Below are 23,091 nucleotides of genomic sequence, written 5' to 3'. Positions count from 1 at the left end.
GCCGATCATCGCATAGGAATTCCGTCGTCTAGCGTGACCGAGGTGCGCGAAAAATCACCCCTGACGGTGGTCGGGATCGGGGCCGATGGCTGGTCCGGCCTGTCCGCGCAGGCCAGAGAAGCGGTGCTGCGCGCGGACGTCGTCGTCGGCGCCCCGCGCCAGCTCGCGTACCTGCCGGCCGGAGTGAAAGCCGAACCGTGGCCCAGCCCGCTCCTGCCCGCCCTGGACGACTTCCTCGCGGGCCGAAGCGGCGTCTGCGTGCTGGCCAGCGGCGATCCGCTCCTGTCCGGTATCGGGACGACGCTGATCCAGCGCGGCCACGACGTCGAGGTCCTGCCCGCGCTCTCCTCGGTGACGCTCGCGCGAGCGAGGCTCGGCTGGTCGGCCGAGGAGACCGAGGTGGTCACGGTCGTCGGCCGCGCGATCGGCCGGGTGAACCGGGCGCTGGCGCCCGGCCGGAAGATCCTCGTCCTCGGCGCGAACGCCGAAGACCTGCTCGACCTGCTCAAAGCCCGCCGGTACGAGAAAAGCCGTGTCACCGCGCTGTCCGATCTCGGCGGCCCCGAGGAGCGGATCGGGCCCGGCACGCTGACCGTGTTCGCCATCGACGCCGACGGTCCCGCGCTGCCGCTGACCGGTCTGCCGGACGACGCCTTCGAACACGACGGCCAGCTCACCAAACGTGACCTGCGCGCGTCCGCGCTGGCCAGGCTCGCGCCGTCGCCCGGCGAGCTGCTGTGGGACGTCGGCGCGGGCGCGGGCAGCGTCGGGATCGAGTGGTCCCGCGTGCATCCGCTGAACCGGGCGATCGCCCTCGAACGCTCACCGGAGCGGGTCGCCCGGATCACCCGGAACGCGCACGCGCTCGGTGTCCCGGAACTCGACGTGGTGATCGGTGCCGCGCCGGACGCACTCGAAGGACTGACCAGGCCTCACGCGATCTTCATCGGTGGCGGGCTGACCGTGCCCGGTGTCCTGGACGCCTGCCTGGCGACCGGCGCGCGGATCGTCGCGCACGGCGTGACCCTCGAATCCGAACAGGCCCTGGCCCGCGCGTACACCGAACACGGCGGCGAGCTGATCCGCGTCGGCGTCGAGCAGGCGGCGCCGCTGGGCGGATTCACCGGCTGGACCCCGGCGCGAGCCGTCACACAGTGGAGCATGCCTTGACAGTGCACTTCATCGGCGCGGGCCCCGGCGCCGCCGACCTCATCACCGTGCGGGGGCGTGACCTGCTCGGCCGCTGCGGAACCTGCCTGTACCCCGGCAGCATGACGCCGACGGCGCTCCTTGAGTACTGCCCGGACGGCGCGGTCCTCATCGACACCGCGAACCTCGACCTGCCCTCGATCGTCGAGCGCATGGTCGAGGCCCACGGGAACGGCCACGAGATCGCGCGGCTGTGCTCGGGCGATCCGTCGATCTACAGCGCTGTCGCCGAGCAGATGCGCCGCCTCGACGCGGCCGGCGTTCCCTACGACGTCACCCCCGGCGTCCCCGCGTTCGCCGCCGCGGCCGCGCTGCTCAACCGCGAACTGACCGTGCCCGAAGTCGGCCAGAGCCTGGTCATCACGCGGGCGCAGGCCCGGTCCACGGCCATGCCACCGGGTGAGACGCTGGCGAACTTCGCGCGCACCGGCACCACCCTCGCGCTGCATCTGGCGATCAACCGGATCGAGCAGGTAGTCGACGAATTGCGGCCCTTTTATCGGGAAGACTGCCCGGCGGCGGTGGTGGCGCTGGCGAGTCAGCCGGGTGAGCAGGTGCTGCGCGGCACGCTCGGTACCATCGCCGCCCAGTCCCGCGAAGCCGGGATCAGCCGGGCCGCGATGATCTTCGTCGGAGAAGTACTTGCGGCAGAAGGGTTTCCCGACAGCTTCCTGTATTCGGCCACCCGTGATCGCGCAAGTCAACCGGAGTCCTTGTGAAGAATCTACGCTGGGGCCTGCTGGCCGCCGGGACCATCGCCGCCGAGTTCGCGGCGGGGGTCGAAGAGAGCAAGCACGGTGTCCTGGAGGCCGTCGCCGCGCGATCCGGTGACCGGGCGGCCGAGTTCGCGAACCGCTTCGAGATCCCGAAATGCTATGGCTCCTATGAGGATCTGCTCGCGGACCCGGACGTCGACGCGGTCTACATCTCGACGCCGCATCCGATGCACGGCGAGTGGGCGATCCGCGCGGCCGAGGCGGGCAAGCACGTCCTGTGCGAGAAACCGCTGACCGTTTCGGTCAGTGAGGCCGAAAAGGTCATCGAGGCGGCCCGCGTCAACGACGTCTTCCTCATGGAGGCGTTCATGTACCGGCTGCACCCGCAGATCCGGCGGCTGGCCGAGCTGATCTCGTGCGGCGCCATCGGCGAGGTCCGCGCGGTGGACGTCGCCTTCAGCTACAACTTCGCCGTGCCCCGGCTCACCGACCCCGCGCTGGGCGGCGGCGGGATCTTCGACGTCGGCTGTTACTGCACCTCGCTCGCGCGGCTGGTCTCGCAGGCGGCGACCGGGCAGGCCGTCGTCGAGCCCGAAGAGGTGCTCGGGATGGCGAGGCTCGACGCGAACGGCGTCGACGAATTCGCGTCCGGGCTGCTGCGGTTGCCGGGCGGGATCATCGCGCAGCTGTCCTGCGGGTTCCAGCTGACGCAGGACGACCACATCCGCGTGTACGGCTCGCAAGGGCAGCTGTATGTGCCGAAACCGGCGTGGATCCACGAAATGCGCAAGCCGAAGACCTCGCGGATCGTCCTCACGCCGGAGGGCGGCGAGCCCGAGGTGATCGAGGTCGAAGCGACTCAAGGCCTCTTCTCTCGCGAGGCCGATCACGTCGCCACGCATCTCGCCGACCGGCAGGCACCCGAACTCACCTGGGCAGAGACGCTCGCCAACCTGCGCACGCTGGAACGGTGGCGCGCGGCCGTGGCCCGATGACGCTGCTGATCCTGGGCGGCACCGGCGAAGCGCGGGAACTCGCGAAAGCGTTGGGCGACCAGGGCGAACACGTCGTGTCGTCGTTGGCGGGCCGCGTCGCGCGCCCGAAACTGCCCGACGGCGAAGTGCGCGTCGGCGGCTTCGGCGGCCCGGAAGGTCTCGCGCGCTGGCTGACCGAGAACGACGTCGACGCGGTGATCGACGCCACCCATCCCTTCGCCGAACGCATCGGCGCCAACGCGGCCGAAGCCGCCCGCTCGACAGACATTCCGTTGCTGAGGCTGGCCCGGCCCGGCTGGACCGAACAGCCCGGCGACACCTGGCGCTGGGCCGACGACCTCGGCCACGCCGCGCGGCTGCTCCCAGCGCTCGGCGAGCGCGTGTTCCTCACCAGCGGACGTCAAGGTCTCGACGCCTTCGCCGGGCTGGAGCTCTGGTTCCTGATCCGCTGCGTCGATCCGCCCGAGGTACCGCTCCCCCGGCGGCACGAACTCCTGCTCGACCGCGGGCCGTACACGGTGGAGAAGGAACGCGCGCTCATGGAGCGGCACGACGTCCGGGTGCTCGTCACCAAGGACAGCGGCGGCGCGATGACCGCCGCGAAACTCACCGCGGCCCGCGACCTCGGCCTTCCGGTGGTCGTCGTCCGGCGCCCGCGGCGGCCCGAAACGGCCAGCGTGACGACAGTTCAGGATGCCTTAACCTGGATCGGCGCCGCGACGAAGGGCAGCCCTGCGTAAGCCGTTCGGACCAGACCCGTTAGCGTTGCGCCGATGCGTTTGATCGCGGTCACGCTGGGGTTGCTCTCCGCCTTGTGCGCGTTGGCTTTCCCCTTCCTGCCGGTGGTGCAGGACACAGCGGAGGTCGTCTGGCCAACGGGCGGCGACACCCGCTCCGTCAACGCGCCCTTGACCGGGTACTGGGCCCAGGATCTGCGCGTCGATCTGCCGTGCACGACCGTCCGGTCACTGGACGCGCGTTCGCAGGGCCAGGCACTGTTGTTCTCCACCGTGCCCGACGGCCGTACCGATCCGCGCGCGGGCAAGGGTGTCGGCCTGCAGCTGCGCATCGACAACGGCGTGCTGCTCGCCTCCAGCCAGGGCCAGCAGATCGTGCAGCAGCCGCTTCCTCCTCAGTCAGCGTCACAGGACAAATGCGATATCAAGCTCCGGGCCGACGCGAACCAGATGACGCTGACCGTCGCCGAGACAGTGGTGTTCCACGCCGAGGGCGACGTCCGGCCGCGGCTGGTCGGGATCTACTCCTCGATCAACGCGGGCAAGGACCCGATCGACGGCCTGCACGTCTCGGTCGTCCCGGACACCCGCTACCAGACCTCGCCGACCCTGCTGAAGTGGATCATCGGCGTGATCGCGGCGCTGTCGTTCATCGGCTGCCTGATCGCGGTGTGGCGGATGGACTCCGGCTTCGCCCGCCGCGCGCCGCGCTGGGCGCCGGTCGGCTGGTGGCGGCTGACCGCCCGCGACGCGACGGTGATCATCGCGCTCGGCGCGTGGGTCTTCATCGGCCCGGTCACCTCCGACGACGGCTACATCCTCACGATGTCCAGAGTGGCCGAGGAAACCGGCTATCTCACCAACTACCACCGCTGGTTCGGCGTCGCCGAGGCCCCGTTCGGCTGGTTCTACCACGTCTATCAGCTGATGGCGCACGTCAGCACGGTGCCGCCGTGGATCCGGCTCCCGTCGTTCCTGCTCGGGGTGCTGAGCTGGCTGCTGATCAGCCGTGAGGTCATGCCGCGGCTGGGCACCCAGGTCCGGATGAGCCGTGCGGCGGGCTGGGCCGCGGCCGCGGTCTTCCTGGTCTGGTGGATGCCGTTCAACAACGGTGTCCGGCCGGAACCGGTCGCCGCGCTGGGCTCGCTGCTGGCGATCTGCGCGGTGGAACGCGCCCTCGTGACGCGCCGCCTGCTGCCGCTGGCGCTCGGTCTCACCGCGGCCGGGTTCACCCTGGCCGCGACGCCGACCGGGCTGATCGCGGTCGCACCGTTCCTGGTCGCCGCCCGCCCGCTGTTCAAACTGGTCCGCCAGCGCGCCGAGAACGGCTGGCTGCCGGTGCTCGCGCCGGTGCTGGCCGCCGGGCTGCTGGTGCTGGTCGTGGTGTTCGCCGACCAGACCTTCGCCACCGTCCAGGAGGCGACCCGGATCCGCACGCTGGTCGGCCCGAACCTGTCGTGGTTCCAGGAACTCGCGCGCTACCAGTTGCTCTTCGAAAGCCTTCCGGACGGATCGGTACCACGCCGGTTCCCCGTCCTGCTGGTGCTGCTGTGCACCGGGACCTGTCTGGTGGTGCTGCTGCGCCGCGGCCGGATCCCCGGCGCCGCGCTCGGCCCCAGCCGCCGCCTGATCGGCACGGTCGCGCTGTTCTTCCTGCTGCTGGCGCTGACCCCGACCAAGTGGACGCATCACTTCGGCGCGTTCGCCGCGGTCGGCGCGGCCATGGCGGCGCTGACCGCGCTGGCGACCAGTTCCACGGTGCTGCGGTCGAGACGGAACCGGGCGGCGTTCCTCGCCGGGCTGCTCGTGGTCGGCGCACTGGCCGCGACCGGGCCCAACTCGTTCTGGTTCGTCTCGAAACTCGGCGTGCAGTGGACCGCGGTGGCGCCGTCGATCGGCGGGCTCCCGCTGTCGACGATCCTGCTGGTCGCGGCCGGGATATCCGGCGTGTACGCGTTCGTGGAGAACGTCCGCGCGCACCGGCCGGGCCAGCAGGCGGGACCGCAGGAAGGACGGAGCCGCTCGCTGCGGCTCGGGTCGCTCTCGCTGGTGGTCGTCTGTGGCCTGATGGCCGGGGGCGAGTTCGTCAGCATGGCGTGGGCGATCCACAACCAGCAGGGTTCCTACAGCCTCGGCGCCGCGAACTTCGGGCATCTGTTCGGCAAGAGCTGCAACCTCTCCGACCACGTGATGGTGGAACGCGACGCCGCGACCAGCATCCTGCGGGCCCAGCCCGAACAACGGACGGTGCCGGTCAAGAAGGAGGAGCCGCCCGCCGGGCAGACTCCGCCGCCGCTGCCCGATCCGGAACAGGACAACGGCCGCGTGCAGACCGGGTTCCACACCCGCGCGATCGACGACAAGGACCCCCTCGCGGAACCTCCGCACGGTTTCAAACCCGACGAGGTCCCGATGTGGAGCAGCTTCCTCGACCCCGAGACGCGGGCCGGGCGGCTGCGCAGCGACTGGTACGCCCTCGCCGAGAAGCCCGCGGACGGCCAGATCGTGGTCGCGACCGCGGGCGCGTCCCGGCGGCCGACGTCGGTCAGCCTCGATTACGGCGTGAACACCCCTGAAGGCGTGAAGGTCGTCCGCAGCCAGTTCGTGCTCCCGCCGGGCGCCGGGACCAACGGCTGGAACGACACCCGGATCAACCTGCGCGACCTGCCCGCCGAGACGACGTCCGTGCGGATCAACATCGTCGACAACGACCTCACCGAGGACGGCTGGATCGCCGCGTCCGCGCCGCGCGTGCCGACGTTCACCACGCTGACCGAGAAGATCGCGGGCAAGCCGGTGTACGTCGACTGGCCCGCGTCGTTCGTGTACCCGTGTGTGGAGCCGGTGACCTCGCACGACGGCATCTCGAAGATGCCGGAATACCGGATCACCGCGGGCGCCGTCGCCGACGAGGCGAACTGGGCGTCCAGCACCAACGGCGGCCCGATCGGCTGGCTCGAAGAGGTCGCCGCCGAACCCGAGGTGCCCAGCTACCTGATCGGCCAGCCGAGCCAGTCCTGGGGCCAGCTGCTGCAGGTCGAACCGTTCACCGAGGGGATCGCGCCGACGATCATCCACGGCGAGAAGGTCGTCCCCGGCTGGTGGTCGCCGGGTCCGGGGCCGCGGCAGCCGAACGGCAAGGACCCGACCCGCTAGGCGTCACTCGCGTGTCTGAACCCGTGACTCACGTGATTGGAGGCGGAACTCGTGAGTTCCGCCTCCAATCACGTGAGTGCGGTGTCTGATCACGCGAGTTACGGGGTCAGGGCGGTCAGGGCCGGAGGCAGGGCGCCCTCGTGCAGGACGCCGAGCCGCTGCGTAGCGCGGGTAAGGGCGACGTAGAGCTCAGCCGCGCCGCGCGGGCCGTCGGCGAGGATCCGGGCGGGGTCGACGACGAGGACGGCGTCGAACTCGAGTCCCTTCGTCTCCGAGGCGGGCACTGTCCCCGGCACTCCCGGCGGCCCGATCACGACGCTGGTGCCTTCACGCCCGGCCTCGTCCTTGACGAACTCCTCGATGGCGCCGGCCAGGGAGTCCGCCGAGACCTGACGGGCCCACGGCTGGACACCGTTGGAGCGCACCGACTCCGGCGCCGTGACCTCGGGCGCGAATTCGGCGAGCACCGACGCCGCGACGGCCATGATCTCCGACGGCGTGCGATAGTTCACCGTCAGCGACCGGTAGACCCAGCGGCCCGGCACGTACGGCGCCAGCATCGCGTCCCACGACCGCGCCCCGGCCTCGGACCGGCGTTGCGCCAGATCCCCGACGACGGTGAACGACCGGTTGGGACAACGCCGCATCAGCACCCGCCAGTCCATTTCGGACAGTTCCTGCGCCTCGTCGACCACGACGTGCCGGTACGTCCAGTCCCGGTCCGCGGAGGCACGCTCGACGAGGCTGCGCGTGTCCTGCTCGACGAACCGGTCGGCGAGTTCGTCGGCGAAGAGGAGGTTCTCCGCGGACAGCATGACGTCCTCGTCCATCTCCTCACGGTCGAGTTTCATCGTGTCCAGCACACCTTCGGCGTACTCGGCCTCGGCCTTCTTTTCCCGCGCGAGGGCCTTTTCCGCCGCCTGGTCCGCGCTTTTGTCGCGGCCGAGCAGGTCGACGAGTTCGTCGAGCAGCGGCATGTCCGACACCGTCCAGGCTTCCCCGTCGGCCCGCAGCAACGCCTGGTCGGCGCCGGCCGCGCGAATCCGTTCCGGCGACGAGAGGAGCGAGCCCAGCAGGCTTTCGGGGGTCAGGATCGGCCACAGCGTGTCGAGCGCGGTGGTGAACGTCTCGCTCTCGGCCAGTTCCTTGAGCAGGTCCTTCCGCAGCCGCTCCCATTCGTCGCGGTCGTCCCTGGACAGCCAGCCGCGCCCGATCCGCGCGATCGCCCGCTCGGTCAGCACGTAGGTGACGATCTCGATGAACGTCACCCGCGCTTCGTTGTGCGGCAGACCGCTCTTGCGTGCCTCGTCCCTCGCCCAGTCCGCGGTCTCGGCGTCGATCCGCACGGTGACGTCGGCCAGGTCGATCAGCACCGGCTCCTCCGGCAGCCGCTGACGGTCGGCGACGGCGGCCTTGAGGACGTCCAGCATCTTCAGCGACCCCTTGAGCCGCGTCGCCTCCGGGCCGTCCTCCGCGGTGACGTGCTTGCCGGGGACGAAATCGCCGGTGGTCATGAACACCACGTCGGTCTCGCCCAGCGACGGCAGCACCCGGCCGATGTGGTGCAGGAACGCCGGATTCGGCCCGACCACGAGCACGCCGTGGCGTTCCATCCGCTCACGCTGGGTGTAGAGCAGGTACGCGACGCGGTGCAGTGCCACCACGGTCTTCCCGGTACCCGGACCGCCCTCGATCACGAGCACGCCGGGGTGCTCGTGCCGGATGATCTCGTCCTGTTCGGACTGGATCGTCGCGACGATGTCGCGCATCCCCTCGCCGCGCGGCGCGTTGACGGCCGCGAGCAGCGCCGCGTCACCTTCCGCGTCGCCGCCGGGGCGGCCGAACACCTCGTCGGTGAACCCGAGCAGCTCCCGCCCGTGCGTGTGGAACTGGCGACGCCGGCGCATCTTCTCCGGCGTCGCGGCGGTCGCGGTGTAGAACGGGCGCGCCGCCGGTGCCCGCCAGTCGAGCAGCACCGGTTCGTAGTCGTTCTTCTCGTCGAAGAGACCGATGCGGCCGATGTGGGACGTCTCCCCCGCGACGCTGTCCAGCCTGCCGAAGCACAGGCCGTTGTCGACGACGTCCAGCCGCCGCGACTCCCTGCCCAGCGCGCGTACCTCGACGTCACGTTCCATGGCCGTCCCGCCGGTTCCCCCGAGCGCGGCCCGGAACTCCCCCTTCACCCGCGCGCGTTCGGCGTCCAGGCGCGCGTAGAGCCCGGCCACGTAGTCGCGTTCGGACCGGAGCTCTTCTTCATGACCCTGAGTTGACACAGACTCCCATTTCGCCAGGTTTCGGCTACGGCGAGTGAGTCTGAAGCATGACGGGGGTCTTGTGGCAAGTCCCCCCATGCGCTATATGTTTATTACGGAGGGAGTTACTCCGTCTACTTCTCTGCCCCGTCGGGCCCTGCATCCACCTAAGTCGGCGCGTGTTGCGAAAGCCACTTTCGCAACGTTGAAGGTTGCGAAAGTGGCTTTCGCAACGCCCGCGGGGGCAGCGGAAGCAGCGGGGGCGCGAGCGGGGTCGGCCCAGACGGTTACGAAGGCCTCCTTCCCTACTCTGACGGTCGCGAAGGCCTTCTTCCCTACTCTGACGGTAGCGAAGGAGGCCTTCGCAACGCTGCCGATGCGGCTTTGCCGAGCCCCATGCCCTGGACATGTCGCGAAAGCCACTTTCGCAACGCTGAAGGTTGCGAAAGTGGCTTTCGCAACACCCGGCTCACCATCCTTTGCGGACAGTTCAGGGAACTCTCACGCGCACGGTGGCGCGTAGTCGAGCCCCGGAAAGTACCTCTCCCACTCTTCCCTGGTGATCCTCGGCGTCGCCAGCCTGCAGATCTCCTCGCCCACGCGATCCGTATCCGTCTGCCACAGCTGGACGCCGCTGCTCCCGATCGCGAGCGTATGCCCGTCGTCCCGGTACGCCAGCGAGTTGACCGTCGCGGCGAAGCCGGTGAGCTGCGCCGATTCGACGGGGTGCCGCGGATCGGTCAGGTCCCAGACACGCACCGTCCGGAACGCCGACGCCGCCAGTTCCTTGCCGGTCGGGCCGAACGCGAGATGCCCGACACCTTCGGGGTTGCCGCCCAGTTTCGCCAGCCGCGCGGCGTGCGCGCGGTCGGTGATGTCCCAGAGGTAGACGTTCCGGTCGCTGCTGCCCGCGGCGACCGTGCGGCCGTCGGGGCTGAGCGCCATCTTGAACAACGCGCCGCCGTCGGGTCGCAGGGTCGACACCAGGCCGGGCTTGCGGGGATCGGCGACGTCCCACACCGTCACCGCCGACGAGTCGAGCCCCTGACCGCCCACCAGCGTCCGCCCGTCGGGGGTGAACGCGAGCGACCAGACCGTGCCGTCGCCGACCGGCAGGATCCTCGGTTCGGCGAACCGGCTGGGGTCATGGACGTCCCAGAGCTGGATCGGCCCGTCGTCGAGGCCGGAGGCGAAGGTCTTGCCGTCCGGGCTGAACGCGAGCGAATACGTGGGTTTCACCCCGGTCGACGCCGTCAGTTTCGGCGCCGCCGGATCGCTGATGTCCCAGCGCTGGAGCACGAACGTCCCGGCGACACCGGCGCCGTCGTGCGCGGCCAGCGCGAGGCTTTTCCGGTCCGGGCTCAGCGCGAGGGCGGTGACGGTGGCCGGGCCGGGGAGTTTCGCGAGCTGTCGCGGGGCGCGGAGGTCGTCCATCGCCCAGAGCCGGACGTCGTCCCCGGCGGTGACGAGGATCCGCCCCTGTTCGGTGAACAGGCCCGCGTTCCAGCCCGCGCTCGAAGCCAGCGCCAGTTCGCCGACGTCCTGCAGCCGGACGGTCCGGTCGGCGCTGGTCGACACGATGGTCTTGCCGTCCGGGGAGAACGCCGTCCACCAGATGGCGTTCGTGTGCCCGGACAGCGGCGGCAGTTCCTTCGCCGGTCCCGTGACGTCCCAGAGGCGCACGGACTGGTCGTCCCCCGCGGTCACCACCAGCCTGCCGCTGGGGCTGAACCCGGCCGCCCAGACCACGGCCGGGGTGGTCAGCGTCGACAGCTGCCGGGGCGCCGCCGGGTCGGCGACGTCCCAGAGCTTCGCCGTCCGGTCCCAGCTGGTGGTGATCAGCCGCTTGCCGTCCGGGCTCCACGCCGGGGTGAGCTGCAGGTCCTGGTGTCCGGAAAGGACGGAGCGCTTCCGCGGCGCGGCGGGTGTGGTGACATCCCAGAGTTCCGCCGTCCAGTTCGTGTTCGTGACCGCGAGCAGCTTGCCGTCCGGGCTGAAGACGGCGCGTTCGAGCTGCTCGGCGGGGAGCACGCCGAGCGGTTTCGGCGCGCCGGGATCGCCGACGTCGGTGAGCCGGACGGTGTGATCCGCCGAGCCGGTGACGAGAACGCGGCCGTCGGGACTGAAGTCGACGGAGAGCAGCACCTCACGGTGCCCGGTGACGTCCACCTTCCGCACCGGATGCCGCGGCTCGGTCAGATCCCAGAGCCGGACCGCGTGCTCGCGGGTGACGCTCGCCAGCACGCGTCCGTCCTTGCTGACCGCGAGCGGGCCGCGGACCTCCTCCGAACCGGGCAGCGTCGCGAGGAGCACCGGATGCCGCGAATCGGCGATGGACCACACCTGCGTCGCCCGGTACGAGTCGGAGGTGATCATGAGCTGCCCGCTCAGGACGACGGTCACGTCACCGGGATCGAAGGTCATCCGGGTCGCGAACGGCGCCGCCATGGACGCGAGCAGGCCGTCGTGCGTCTCCTGGATCGGCGCGAGCCGGTACGCGGCCAGGCTGAGCTGTGTCGACAGCGCCGGGTTCGACTCCCGCAACGTCTTCGCGTCGACGACGGCCTTGCGCGCGAGCGCCACGTTCCGCTGATCGGTCGCGGTGTTCCCGGCGTCGACGGCGTACACGACGGCCACGACCGCCAGGATCAGCAGCACGTGGAGGAGCACGACAAGCCTTCGCAGCCTCCGTGTCCGTTTGCGGCCGACGGCGGTTTCCTCGGCTTCGGCGTCGAGCCCGGCCTTCAGGAACTGCTGTTCGCGTGTGCTCAGCGCGTCCGGTTCCCTGGCGGACCATTCGGCCGCGAGACCCAGCCGGGTGCCGCGGTAGAGGCTGCCCTTGTCGCGGTCCAGCGATTCCCACAGGTCGGTCGCCTCGGCCAGCTGCCGGTGCAGGCGGTGCCCTTCGCGGTCCTCCGCGAGCCAGTCACGCAGCCGGGGCCAGCTGCGGATCAGGGCTTCATGGGCGATCTCGACGCCGTCGCGGTCGAGGACCAGCAGGCGCGCGTCGGCGAGGCGTTCGAGGACGTCCGTAGTCGCCGAATCGTCGTCGAGTTCACGCCGGTTGAGACGTCGCTTCGTGTCTTCGGTGCCTTCGCCGAGCGCGGTGAGCCGAAGAAAGATCTGCCGGACGACGGCGCGCCTGTCCGGTTCGAGATCCGTGTAGACCGCCTCCGCGGTCTGCGCGATCGCGTTGAGGATCCCGCCGGTCGCCTCGTACGCCGCGCTGGTCAGCGTGATCCCCTGGCGCCGCCGCCAGGTCTCCAGCAGCGCGTGCGAGACGAGCGGGAGCATCGCGGGCTGGCCGGTCGCGTCCGCGACGAGCGTGGTGACCAGCGCCGCCTCGACCCGGCAGCCCGCGCGGACGGCGGGTTCGACGATCGCGGTCCGGAGCTCGTCGGCGCTCATCGGGCCGACCATCACCTGCGCGTCGGTGAGCGCCTCGACCAGGCCCGCGTGACGGCAGAGGTGACCGTAGAAGTCCGCGCGGACGCCGAGGACGACCCTGGTCCCGTGGTCGTCGCGGGCGGACGCCAGCAGCGCGTCGACGAACTTGTCCCGTTCGGTCTGGTCCCGGCAGAGGGTGTAGACCTCCTCGAACTGGTCGACGATCAGCAGCCGCCCCTCGACGTCGAGATCCTCTTCGAGCGGGTGCGCGCCCGGCGTGCGAAGGACGACGGGGCGTTCGCTCGCCGCCGCGAGCCCGGCCCGCAGGACGGACGACTTTCCCGAGCCGGAAGCGCCGAAGACACCGACGAGCCGTCGACGGCCGAGCTTGCCGGTCAGCTCGGCGACCAGGCGTTCGCGGCCGAAGAACCGGGCGGCGTCGGCGGTCTGGAACGCGGCCAGTCCCAGGTACGGGAGTTCGGTGTCGTCGCGTTCGCCGAAGGCCGCGGCGAGCCCGGCGGCGACCGCGCGCCAGCGTTCCTCCCAGGCCACGACGTCGCCGCCGCACGCGGTGACGTACGCGGTCGTGACGGCGAGTCCCGGCAGCTTCCGGCCGCCCGCCGCGTCGGACAGCGCGGCGGCCGAGTAGCCCGCGCGGGACGAAAGCTCCCGGTACGTCGGCCCGCCGGCCTCTTCGCGGAGCAGGCGGAGATCCGCCGCGAACCGTACGACGACCTCGTCGCCCGGCCCCAGCGGGCGCTCGCGTCTCGGCACCAGGCCCCCCTGATCGTCGAAGCGTTATCGAAGGGACATTGTTCACCGAAAACGGCCGGACACTGTACAAAAGTTCTGCGCTACAACCGATGGCGTGCCGATTCGAACCCCTTTGGTGAGCGTGGTCTTCGCCGGTGTCCCCGAGCCGCCCGAGTCTTCTGAACTGGAGGTGGTCGCCCATACCCCCGACGAACGCGAGGCGGTCTGGCACGCCACCGCGCTGCGCCCGGACGTCCTGGTCCTGTCCGTTCACCCGCCCGCGCTCGACGGGCTCGCCGTGACGCGCGAAGTGGCTTCCCGCGTACCGGGAACCGCCGTGCTCGTGCTGACCCCGCCCGGTGACGGCGAACTCGTGGTCGCCGCGATGCTCGCGGGCGCCCGCGGCGTCCTGTCCCGGACCGCCGGCCACGACGACCTGGTCCGGTTCATCCAGGGGGTGGCGGCGGGCGCGGTCGTGTTCGGCGAGCGCGCCGCGGACCGGCTCTACGGTCTGCTGGCCGAGTCCCGGCCGATGCGGGTGTTCCCCAGGCTGACTTCACGCGAGCACGAGGTGCTCGACCTCCTGGCGGGCGGGCTCGTGGTCGCACAGGTGGCGCGACAGCTGGGGGTCGCCCCCAAGACCGTGCGCAACGTCGTGTCGTCGATCCACGCCAAGGTCGGCACGGACGACCGTGAAGTGCTGCTGGGCCAGGCCCGGAACGCCGGGCTCGGCCGTCACTCGTAGCTGCGCGGCGTCCAGACCACTCCGTTCTCGGCGCGGGTCTTGGACGAACCCACGATCAGCAGGCAGCGCATGTCCACTTCCGCGGGATCCAGGGTGCCGAGGGTGACGACGCGGATGTCCTCCTCGGGCCCGCCGACGTCGCGGGCGACGACCACCGGCGTCTCCGGCGCGCGGTGCCGCAGCAGGACGTCGCGGGCCTGCGCGAGCTGCGTGGTCCGCGTGCGGGACGCCGGGTTGTACAACGCGAGCACGAGATCCGCCGCGCCGGCCGCGTCGAGCCGTCGTTCGATGATCTCCCACGGCTTGAGCCGGTCGGACAGCGAGAGCACGCAGTAGTCGTGGCCCAGTGGCGCGCCGACCCTGGACGCGGCCGCCTGCGCGGCGGTCACGCCCGGCACGATCCGCACCCGCGTTCCCGCGCCGTGCCCGGCGGCGAGCTGCTCCAGCACCGCGGACGCCATCGCGAAGATGCCGGGGTCACCCGAGGACACGACCGCGACCTTGGCGCCGTTCGCGGCCAGCTCCAGCGCCTCGACGGCACGTTCGGCCTCGACGCGGTTGCCCGACGCGTGCCGCTGCTGGCCCGCTCGCTGAGGAACCCGCGCGACGTACGGGCCGTAGCCGACGACATGCTCCGCCGCGGCCAACTCTTCGGTCGCTTCGGGCGTCAGCCAGCCAGGACCCGCCGGACCGAGGCCGACGACCACGACTTCGCCGCCGGTGTGCGTTTCCGGCGTCCGGGTGACCTCGGGTTCGCCGTCGAGCCGGGACGCGTACGCCGGGCTGGGGAGCAGCGCCAGCGAGAAGTACGGCACCGACTCCGGGTCGACGTCGGCCAGCGGCTCGACACGCTGCGCCTGCCAGGTCGCGCGTTCGATGTAGAAGGCGTCGTCCAGCTTCCCGGCCTCGGCCAGCGCCTCGCGGACGTTGCCGAACGTGCGGCCGAGTTTGAGCACGGCCGCGGCCTGCGTGTCGGCGAGGCGTCGCGCGAGTTCCGGCGCGGGCAGGGTGCCGGGCAGGATGGTGAGGACCTCGTCGCGCTGCACCAGCGGGCGGCCGAGCACCGACGACGCCGCGCTGACCGACGTCACGCCGGGCACCACGGTCGCCTCGTAGCGGTCGGCGAGCCGTTCGTGCATGTACATGTAGGAGCCGTAGAAGAACGGGTCGCCTTCGCAGAGCACGACCACGTCGCGTCCGGCGTCAAGGTGCTCGGCGAGCCGTTTCGCGCTCAGCTCGTAGAAATCGGCGATGGCGCCTTCGTAGCCGCCGGGGTGATCCGTGGTCTCGGTCGTGACCGGGTAGACCAGCTTTTCTTCGAGCTGGCCGTCCCGCAGGTACGGCTCGGCGACCGAACGCGCGATGCTCCGGCCGTGCCGCGCGCTGTGATAGGCGACGACGTCGGCCTCGCCGATCAGCCGTGCGGCCTTGACCGTCATCAGTTCCGGGTCACCGGGACCGAGCCCGACACCCCAGAGTTTCCCGAGCCCGCTCATTCGACCTCACTCGCCATCGCGTTGATCGCGGCGACGGCCATCGCGCTGCCGCCGCGGCGTCCGTGCACCACCAGGTACGGCGCGGGTGCCCGCTCGGCGAGCTCCACTTTGGACTCGGCGGCGCCGACGAAACCCACCGGGACACCGATGATCGCCGCCGGGGCGCCGACCCCCTCGTCGAGCAGCTCCAGCAGGCGGAACAACGCGGTGGGAGCGTTGCCGATCGCCACCACGGAACCGGGCAGCTTGTCGCGCCAGAGTTCCAGCGCGGCCGCGGAGCGGGTGGTCCCCATCCGCTCCGCGAGCCCCGGCACCTTCGGGTCGGACAGCGTGCACAGCACCTCGTTGGCGGAAGGCAAACGTTTGCGGGTGACGCCGGAGGCGATCATGTTGGCGTCGCAGAGGATCGGCGCGCCCGCTTCGAGCGCCGCGCGGCCGGACTCCACCACGTCGAGGCTGTAGCGGAGGTCGTCGACCAGGTCGACCATCCCGCAGGCGTGGATCATCCGCACGGCCAGCACCGCGACGTCGTCGGGGAGGATCGCGAGATCCGCCTCCTCGCGGATGGTGGCGAACGAATGCCGGTAGATCTCGGCCCCGTCCCGGATGTAGTCGATCACTGCTGTCCCTTCTTCGCCAACGTCGCCAACGTCTCCGTCAGCTCGCCGACGGGGACGAACGCCCCGTCGACCAGATAACCGTCCTCCGTCGCGAGCACGTCGACGTGCTCGTGCGCGGGCTTTCCGCACCGCCGTTCACAACCGGCGAAGTGAGCTCTCGGGGCCCTGCCGACCCGAGCCGCGTCGGCCCGGACGTCGGCAAGCGACTTCGCGCAGCCCGGACGTCCGATGCAGGCGCTGACGCCGAGCGACGGCGCGTCCGGATCGGCGACCAGCCCCGTGCCCGCTTCCAGGGGTCCGAGGACCAGGATCGACCGCCACGGGGTGACCACGGCGTTCCCGGCCTTCGCGATCGCTCGCGCCTGAGCCGAGGTCAGGCGGCCGAAGACCGGCGCGACGACGACCGCATCGCCGATCGGCCCGATGGGCAGGCCGGGCCTCGTCGCGAAGGCCCGCGGCTCGGTCCGCTCGCCGGGGACGCCGCTGAGCAGCGGTTCCGGATCGGGGAGTTCGCTGACCCGCCAGGCCGTCCCTCTGGTCCGGAGGAACGCGCGCGCGACCGAGATCAGCGCGTCGACGGCGTGTTCAGAGGGGACGCGCAGACCGGTGTCGTCGCCGGCGAGCAGCAAGGCTCCGTCACGCCAGCAGACGTCGGCGCCTTCTCCCGCGACGTCGCCTTGGCCGCCGTCGAGCGCGAAGAGGAAGCGTCCCGGAAGTCCGGCCAGCTCGGGGACGGCGCACAGGGCTCTGTCGAGCGCGGAGGCGAGCTCCTGGGCGACGTCACTCAAGGGCGAAGCGAGGATGTTGCGGACGCGTTCGTGTGACGGCGAGGGCAGGAGCCCGGCGGTCGCGAGCCTGCTCGCGAGACCGGGACGGGTGACGCCGCGAAGCTGGACGTTGCCGCGAGAAGTCAGGTGGAGCGCACCGTCGCCGAGGTCTTCGGCGGCGTCCGCGAGAGCCGAAAGCCGGGCCGCGGTGATGGCGCCGCCGGGCAGCCGGACCCTGGCGAGCGGACCGTCGGCGGCGTCGTGCGTGGCGAAAACACCAGGGCACGCGTCGGCTCGGACACGTGCGCTCGCGGACATGCGCTCACTGTAGATGGCTCGTTTCAGGGAGAGTAACCATCGGATCGAATGTAGTAGATGTGCTACATTCGATCGCAGCACTGAGATGGGGGTGACCTATGAGAGATCCACACGACGTGATGATCTCCGTCCAAGATCTCCGGATGCGGTACGGGACGAACGACGTACTCCACGGCGTGGACTTCACCGCGCACCGTGGCGAGGTGATCTGCCTGCTGGGACCGAACGGGGCGGGCAAGACCACGACGATCGAGATCCTCGAAGGCTTCCGGATGCGGTCCGAGGGCGAGGTCAGCGTGCTGGGCGTCGACCCGGCGCACGCGGACGAAAACTGGAGGGCGCGACTGGGGGTCGTGCTCCAGGCCTGGCGGGACCACGCGAAATGGCGGGTGCGGGAACTACTGGAGCATCTCGGCGGCTACTACGCGCCGTACTCCACGGACGGCATCAAGCGGCCGTGGGATCCGGACGAGCTGATCGCCGCGGTCGGGCTGACCGCGCACGCGGACAAGCGGGTCCGGATGCTCTCGGGCGGGCAACGGCGCCGTCTCGACGTCGCGATCGGCATCGTCGGCCGCCCGGAACTGCTGTTCCTCGACGAGCCGACCGCCGGACTGGACCCGGAGGCGCGGCGCGAGTTCCACGAACTCGTGCACCGGCTGACCGATGACGACGACACGACGATCCTGCTCACCACGCACGACCTCGACGAGGCCGAGAAGCTGGCCGACCGGATCCTGATCCTGAACCACGGCCGGATCGTGGCCGACGGTTCGGCCGACGCGCTGAGCAGGCAGATCGCCGGCGAGGCCGAGGTTCGCTGGACGCTGGACGGCCAGCGGTTCGTCCACTCGACGACGGAATCGACGAAGTACGTACACGAACTGTTCAAGCAGCACGGGGACGCCATCGGCGACCTGGAGGTCCGGCGGGCGTCGCTCGAAGACACCTACATGACCCTGGTGCGCCAGGCGGAATCCCCGCTCGCGGAGGTGGGTGCGCGATGAACCCGATTCAGCACAGTGTCCGGCTGGGCGTGCGGCGAGGCTGGCTCGAGACACGCCAGAACCTGACCAACGCCGAAGACCTGTTCAACATCTTCCTCTTCCCGGCGCTCTTCGTGATCGCCATGTTCTTCATGCGCAACGCGAAACTGCCGGGAACGGAGTTCTCGCTCGGCGCCGCGACCGTGCCGAGCGTGCTGGGCGCTTCGATCGTGTTCAGCGGCATGCTCGGGATGGCCGGGGTTCTCGCCGTCGAACGCGAGGACGGCACGCTGCTGCGCGCCAAAGCCACTCCGAACGGCATGTTCGGTTACCTCGTCGGGAAGGTCGTCACGGTCTCCGCCGGAACGGTCATCGGAATCCTGCTGGTCCTGATCCCGAGCCTGTTCCTGTTCGACGGCATCGCGCCCGGCGGGCTGACATCGTGGCTGGGCCTGCTGTGGGTGCTGGCGCTCGGCCTGCTCGCCACCTTGCCCATCGGCGCGATCTTCGGCTCGCTGACCGCGAACGCGCGCAGCATCGGGCTGATCATGCTGCCCACCACCGGCCTCGGCGCGATCTCCGGGATCTTCTACCCGATCACCGCGCTGCCGGAATGGCTGCAGTACATCGGACAGGTGTTCCCGATGTACTGGCTCGGCCTCGGCATGCGGTCGGCGCTGCTGCCGGATTCGACGGTGCTGGTCGAGATCGGGCATTCGTGGCGGACTTGGGAGACCCTGGGCGTACTGGCGGCGTGGGCCGTGATCGGATTGACGCTGGCCCCGGTCGTCCTGCGGCGGATGGCACGGCGCGAATCCGGGTCCTCGGTGGCGGCACGACGGGAAAAGGCGATGCAGCGAATTGGCTAGCTCATGAGCGAGGTCGTTTACAACCGGATCGCGATGCTACGGGCGGAACGCGGCATCTCCCGCCGCGAGCTCGCCGATGCGCTGGGCGTGCACTACCAGACCATCGGCTACCTCGAACGCGGCGAGTACAGCCCGAGCCTCTACCTCGCCTTGCGGATCGCGGGATTCTTCGAGGTGGCGGTGGAGATCATCTTCTCCACCGCGCCTTTCCCGCGGATCGGTGACTCTTCGGAAAGATCAGCGTGAGCCTGCGGCCCCAGGCGTGGCCGCAACCAGGCACGACCAGGGTGAAGCCGCCTGAAGGGCACATCACCTTGACTCCCGCCGGACCGCACCGGAGAGTGAGCGGGAACCCACGCGACGGCAGAGGGAGGAACCCGGTGAGAGTCCGGGGCGGTCCCGCCACTGTCACCCCTCGGGCACCGGAGAGGGGAAGCCAGGAACTCCGGCCGTCGCGACCACACGACACGGGGCGCGGACACCCCGAGTGAGGACTGCCGTGATCCTGCTTCTGTCCACTTCGGACACCGACCTGCTCAGCGCACGGGCCAGCGAAGTCGACTACCGGCTCGCCAACCCCGCCCGGCTCGACCTTGCCGAACTGCCCGCTCTGCTCGACGGCGCCCAGATCGTCGTCGTCCGGATCCTCGGGTCCGAGCGGAGCTGGCAGGAGGGGCTCGACACGGTCCGCGCGAGCGGCGCGCACGTGGTGGTCCTCGGCGGCGAGCAGACACCGGACGCGCAGCTCATGAAGCTGTCCACGGTCCCGGCAGGCACGGCGGCCGAGGCGCACGCGTACCTCGCGCAGGGCGGCCCGGCCAACCTCACCCAGCTGCACCGGTTCCTGAGCGACACGCTGCTGCTCACGGGTGACGGCTTCGAGCCGCCCGCCGTCCAGCCGCTGTGGGGCGTCCTCGAACGCGAGCCCAAGACCACGACCGGCCCGGTCATCGCGATCCTCTACTACCGCGCGCATCACCTGTCCGGCAACACCGAGTTCGTCCACGCCCTTTCCGACGCCATCGAGGACGCCGGGGGCCGCGCGCTCCCGATCCACTGTGCCTCCCTGCGCACCCGCGAACCGGAGATGATGGCCGAGCTGGCCAAGGCCGACGCGCTCCTGGTCACCGTGCTCGCCGCCGGCGGCACGAAGCCGTCGGAGGTCGGCGCCGGCGGGGACGACGAGGCGTGGGACGTCTCCGAGATGGCCGCGCTCGACATCCCGATCCTCCAGGCACTTTGCCTCACCAGCGACCGCGAGACCTGGTCCGCCAACGACGACGGCCTCTCCCCGCTCGACGCGGGCAACCAGATGGCCGTCCCCGAGTTCGACGGCCGCCTCATCACCGTCCCGTTCTCGTTCAAGGAGATCGACGACGACGGTCTCCCCAAGTACGTGCCGGACGCCGAGCGCGCGTCGCGGGTCGCCAAGATCGCGCTCGCCCACGCCCGGTTGCGGCACACACCGCCGCCGGAACGCAAAATCGCGCTGATGCTGTCCGCGTACCCGACGAAGCACTCCCGCGTCGGCAACGCCGTCGGCCTCGACACCCCCGCGTCCGCGATCGAACTGCTGCGCCGTATGCGCGACCAGGGCTACGACCTCGGCGAGGACCCGTTCCCCGGCGTCGAGCCCACCGGCACCGACCAGCCGGACGGCGACGCCCTGATCCACGCGCTCATCGCCGCGGGCGGCCAGGATCCGGAGTGGCTCACCGAAGAACAGCTGTCCGGCAACCCGATCCGCGTCCCGGCCGACAAGTATCGCGCGTGGTTCGCCGAGCTCCCCGCGGAACTGCGCGAGGGCATGGAGGAGCACTGGGGCCCGGCGCCCGGTGAGCTGTACGTCGACAACGGCGACATCGTCCTCGCGTCCCTGCAGTCCGGCAACGTCATCCTGATGATCCAGCCGCCGCGCGGGTTCGGCGAGAACCCGGTCGCGATCTACCACAACCCGGATCTCCCGCCGAGCCACCACTATCTGGCCGCGTACCGCTGGCTGGAGGAGGAGTTCGGCGCGCACGCCGTCGTCCACCTCGGCAAACACGGTTCGCTGGAATGGCTTCCCGGCAAGACCGCCGGTCTCTCGGACTCCTGTGCGCCGGACGCCGTCCTCGGCAATCTGCCGCTGATCTACCCGTTCCTGATCAACGACCCCGGCGAGGGCGCGCAGGCGAAACGGCGCGCCCACGCCACGATCGTCGACCACCTGATCCCGCCGATGGCCCGCGCCGAGAGCTACGGCGACATGGCCCGCCTGGAACAGCTTCTCGACGAGCACGCCAACATCGCCGCGATGGACCCGGCGAAGCTGCCCGCGGTCCGCGCGCAGATCTGGACGCTCATCCAGGCCGCGAAGCTCGACCACGACCTCGGTGTCGAGGAACGCCCGCACGACGCGGAGTTCGACGACTTCCTGCTGCACATCGACGGCTGGCTGTGCGAGGTCAAGGACGCCCAGATCCGCGACGGCCTGCACATCCTCGGTGCCGCGCCGGAAGGCGAGGCGCGGATCAACCTCGTGCTCGCGATGCTGCGTGCCCAGCAGATGTGGGGCGGCAAACAGGGCGCGGTCCCCGGTCTGCGGTCCGCGTTGGGGCTCAAGGAGAACAGCGACACTCCACTGTCCGAAGTGGACGCTATCGAGCAGAAGGCGCGGGCGCTCGTCGTGGCGATGGAGGCCCGTGACTGGTCCCCCGCCGCCGTCGCCGAGGTCGTCGCCGACGTGCCGGAACACCAGGAGGTCGCGCACGTGCTGACCTTCGCCGCCACCGAGATCGTGCCGCGGCTGGCGGGCACCGGAGCCGAGATCGACGCCGTCCTGCACGCGCTCGACGGCGGCTACATCCCCGCCGGTCCCAGCGGTTCTCCGTTGCGCGGCCTGATCAACGTGCTGCCGACCGGCCGCAACTTCTACACCGTCGACCCGAAGGCCATCCCGAGCCGTCTCGCCTGGGAGACCGGGCAGGCGCTCGCCGACTCGCTTCTCCGCCGCTACAAGGAAGACACGGGTGACTGGCCGCGTTCGGTCGGCCTGTCGGTCTGGGGCACGTCGGCCATGCGCACCTCGGGTGACGACGCCGCGGAAGTCCTGGCGCTGCTGGGAGTCCAGCCGGTCTGGGACGAGGCTTCGCGGCGGGTCACCGGGATCGAGGCCATCCCGCTCGCCGAACTCGGGCGCCCGCGTGTCGACGTCACCGTGCGGATCAGTGGTTTCTTCCGCGACGCCTTCCCGCATGTGATCACACTGCTGGACGACGCCGTGCGCCTGGTCGCGAACCTGGACGAACCGGACGAGCAGAACTTCGTCCGCGCCCACACCCGCGCGGATCTGGCCGCGCACGGCGACGAACGCCGTGCCACCACGAGGATCTTCGGGTCCAAGCCCGGCGCGTACGGCGCGGGCCTGCTGCCGCTGATGGATTCCGGGAACTGGCGCGACGACAAGGATCTCGCCGAGGTCTACGCGGTCTGGGGCGGATTCGCCTACGGCCGTGACCTCGACGGCAGGCCCGCGCGCGAGGACATGGAGAACTCGTACAAGCGGATCGTGGTCGCGGCCAAGAACACCGACACCCGCGAGCACGACATCGCCGACTCCGACGACTACTTCCAGTACCACGGCGGGATGATCGCGACGGTCCGCGCGCTGACCGGCACAGCGCCCGCGTCCTACGTCGGCGACAGCACCACGCCGGACGCGGTCCGCACCCGCACCCTCGGCGAGGAGACCGCCCGCGTCTTCCGGGCCCGCGTGGTCAATCCGCGCTGGCTGGCGGCGATGCGCAAGCACGGCTACAAGGGCGCCTTCGAACTGGCGGCGACGGTCGACTACCTCTTCGGGTTCGACGCCACGGCCGGGGTGGTCGGCGACTGGATGTACGAGAAGCTCACCGAGTCCTACGTGCTCGACGAGGTCAATCAGGAGTTCCTGCGCCAGGCCAACCCGTGGGCGCTGCGCGGCATCATCGAGCGCCTGAACGAGGCGGCCGATCGGGGACTGTGGGCGGAGCCGGACGCCGACCTTTTGGCTCAGCTGCGCGAGGTCTACTTATCGCTGGAGGGGGACCTCGAATCCTGACGTC

The 23,091-nt window shown here is 70.6% G+C and carries 15 protein-coding genes and 1 riboswitch; of the genes, 10 read left to right on the top strand and 5 right to left on the bottom strand.

Features of this window, described 5'->3' with window-relative positions:
• Positions 1-33: 33 nt before the first annotated feature.
• From cbiE to AMYAL_RS0126650, 5 genes are read left to right on the top strand one after another with little or no spacing between them, the layout of a single operon-like run.
• Entirely contained in the window at positions 34-1,170 is a 1,137-nt protein-coding gene (cbiE, locus tag AMYAL_RS0126670) for a precorrin-6y C5,15-methyltransferase (decarboxylating) subunit CbiE (RefSeq protein ID WP_020634326.1), read from the top strand.
• The gene (gene cobM / locus AMYAL_RS0126665; RefSeq protein ID WP_026467478.1) at positions 1,167-1,928 is read left to right on the top strand and encodes a precorrin-4 C(11)-methyltransferase; all 762 of its coding nucleotides are present in this window, start codon (positions 1,167-1,169) and stop codon (positions 1,926-1,928) included. The genes cbiE and cobM overlap by 4 nt, the downstream gene beginning before the upstream one ends.
• A complete protein-coding gene (locus AMYAL_RS0126660) occupies positions 1,925-2,920 on the top strand; it encodes a Gfo/Idh/MocA family protein (protein ID WP_020634324.1) in 996 nt (331 codons plus the stop codon). Before cobM ends, AMYAL_RS0126660 begins: the two co-directional genes overlap by 4 nt.
• The gene (locus AMYAL_RS0126655) at positions 2,917-3,660 is read left to right on the top strand and encodes a cobalt-precorrin-6A reductase (RefSeq protein WP_026467477.1); all 744 of its coding nucleotides are present in this window, start codon (positions 2,917-2,919) and stop codon (positions 3,658-3,660) included. Before AMYAL_RS0126660 ends, AMYAL_RS0126655 begins: the two co-directional genes overlap by 4 nt.
• Before the next feature lie 33 nt (positions 3,661-3,693).
• Complete coding sequence (locus tag AMYAL_RS0126650) at positions 3,694-6,813, top strand: arabinosyltransferase domain-containing protein (protein WP_020634322.1); 3,120 nt, start codon at positions 3,694-3,696, stop codon at positions 6,811-6,813.
• A gap of 98 nt (positions 6,814-6,911) precedes the next feature.
• On the opposite strand, the gene helR is transcribed toward AMYAL_RS0126650, so the two are convergent.
• Positions 6,912-9,086, bottom strand: coding sequence for an RNA polymerase recycling motor ATPase HelR (helR, locus tag AMYAL_RS0126645; RefSeq protein WP_020634321.1), 2,175 nt, complete (start codon positions 9,084-9,086; stop codon positions 6,912-6,914).
• 480 nt (positions 9,087-9,566) lie between these two features.
• A complete protein-coding gene (locus tag AMYAL_RS0126640; RefSeq protein ID WP_020634320.1) occupies positions 9,567-13,226 on the bottom strand; it encodes a WD40 repeat domain-containing protein in 3,660 nt (1,219 codons plus the stop codon).
• Between the two features lie 94 nt (positions 13,227-13,320).
• On the opposite strand from AMYAL_RS0126640, the gene AMYAL_RS0126635 reads away from it, so the two are divergent.
• Positions 13,321-13,950: a LuxR C-terminal-related transcriptional regulator gene (locus AMYAL_RS0126635; protein WP_245193057.1), complete on the top strand. Its 630-nt coding sequence runs from the start codon at positions 13,321-13,323 to the stop codon at positions 13,948-13,950.
• Here AMYAL_RS0126635 and AMYAL_RS0126630 read toward each other — a convergent pair.
• Genes AMYAL_RS0126630 through AMYAL_RS0126620 form a run of 3 tightly spaced genes read right to left on the bottom strand, consistent with a single transcriptional unit; the run spans position 13,941 to position 17,151 of the window.
• Positions 13,941-15,446, bottom strand: a complete 1,506-nt coding sequence (locus tag AMYAL_RS0126630; RefSeq protein WP_020634318.1) for a precorrin-2 C(20)-methyltransferase — start codon at positions 15,444-15,446, stop codon at positions 13,941-13,943. The genes AMYAL_RS0126635 and AMYAL_RS0126630 overlap by 10 nt on opposite strands.
• A complete protein-coding gene (locus tag AMYAL_RS0126625) occupies positions 15,443-16,066 on the bottom strand; it encodes a precorrin-8X methylmutase (RefSeq protein WP_020634317.1) in 624 nt (207 codons plus the stop codon). Before AMYAL_RS0126625 ends, AMYAL_RS0126630 begins: the two co-directional genes overlap by 4 nt.
• On the bottom strand, positions 16,063-17,151 hold the full coding sequence (locus tag AMYAL_RS0126620) for a hypothetical protein (RefSeq protein WP_020634316.1): 1,089 nt from the start codon (positions 17,149-17,151) through the stop codon (positions 16,063-16,065). The genes AMYAL_RS0126625 and AMYAL_RS0126620 overlap by 4 nt, the downstream gene beginning before the upstream one ends.
• Positions 17,152-17,249: 98 nt before the next feature.
• Here AMYAL_RS0126620 and AMYAL_RS0126615 point away from each other — a divergent pair, with 98 nt between their 5' ends.
• The 4 genes from AMYAL_RS0126615 to cobN all read left to right on the top strand — a co-directional run bounded on the left by AMYAL_RS0126615 (position 17,250) and on the right by cobN (position 23,087).
• Positions 17,250-18,158: an ABC transporter ATP-binding protein gene (locus tag AMYAL_RS0126615; protein ID WP_026467474.1), complete on the top strand. Its 909-nt coding sequence runs from the start codon at positions 17,250-17,252 to the stop codon at positions 18,156-18,158.
• Positions 18,155-19,006 carry an ABC transporter permease gene (locus AMYAL_RS0126610; protein WP_020634314.1) on the top strand — a complete coding sequence of 284 codons (852 nt, stop codon included), beginning with the start codon at positions 18,155-18,157 and terminating at the stop codon, positions 19,004-19,006. Before AMYAL_RS0126615 ends, AMYAL_RS0126610 begins: the two co-directional genes overlap by 4 nt.
• A gap of 3 nt (positions 19,007-19,009) precedes the next feature.
• On the top strand, positions 19,010-19,252 hold the full coding sequence (locus AMYAL_RS0126605) for a helix-turn-helix transcriptional regulator (RefSeq protein WP_020634313.1): 243 nt from the start codon (positions 19,010-19,012) through the stop codon (positions 19,250-19,252).
• Between the two features lie 124 nt (positions 19,253-19,376).
• A riboswitch (cobalamin riboswitch) is annotated at positions 19,377-19,452 on the top strand.
• Between the two features lie 53 nt (positions 19,453-19,505).
• A complete protein-coding gene (gene cobN / locus AMYAL_RS0126600; protein ID WP_020634312.1) occupies positions 19,506-23,087 on the top strand; it encodes a cobaltochelatase subunit CobN in 3,582 nt (1,193 codons plus the stop codon).
• The last annotated feature ends 4 nt before the right edge of the window (positions 23,088-23,091 follow it).

Origin of the sequence: Amycolatopsis alba DSM 44262 (genome assembly GCF_000384215.1) — a bacterium.
Classification (GTDB): Bacteria; Actinomycetota; Actinomycetes; order Mycobacteriales; family Pseudonocardiaceae; genus Amycolatopsis; species Amycolatopsis alba.
Note: the sequence above shows the minus strand (reverse complement) of the source record. Positions and strands in the feature narration are given on the sequence as shown.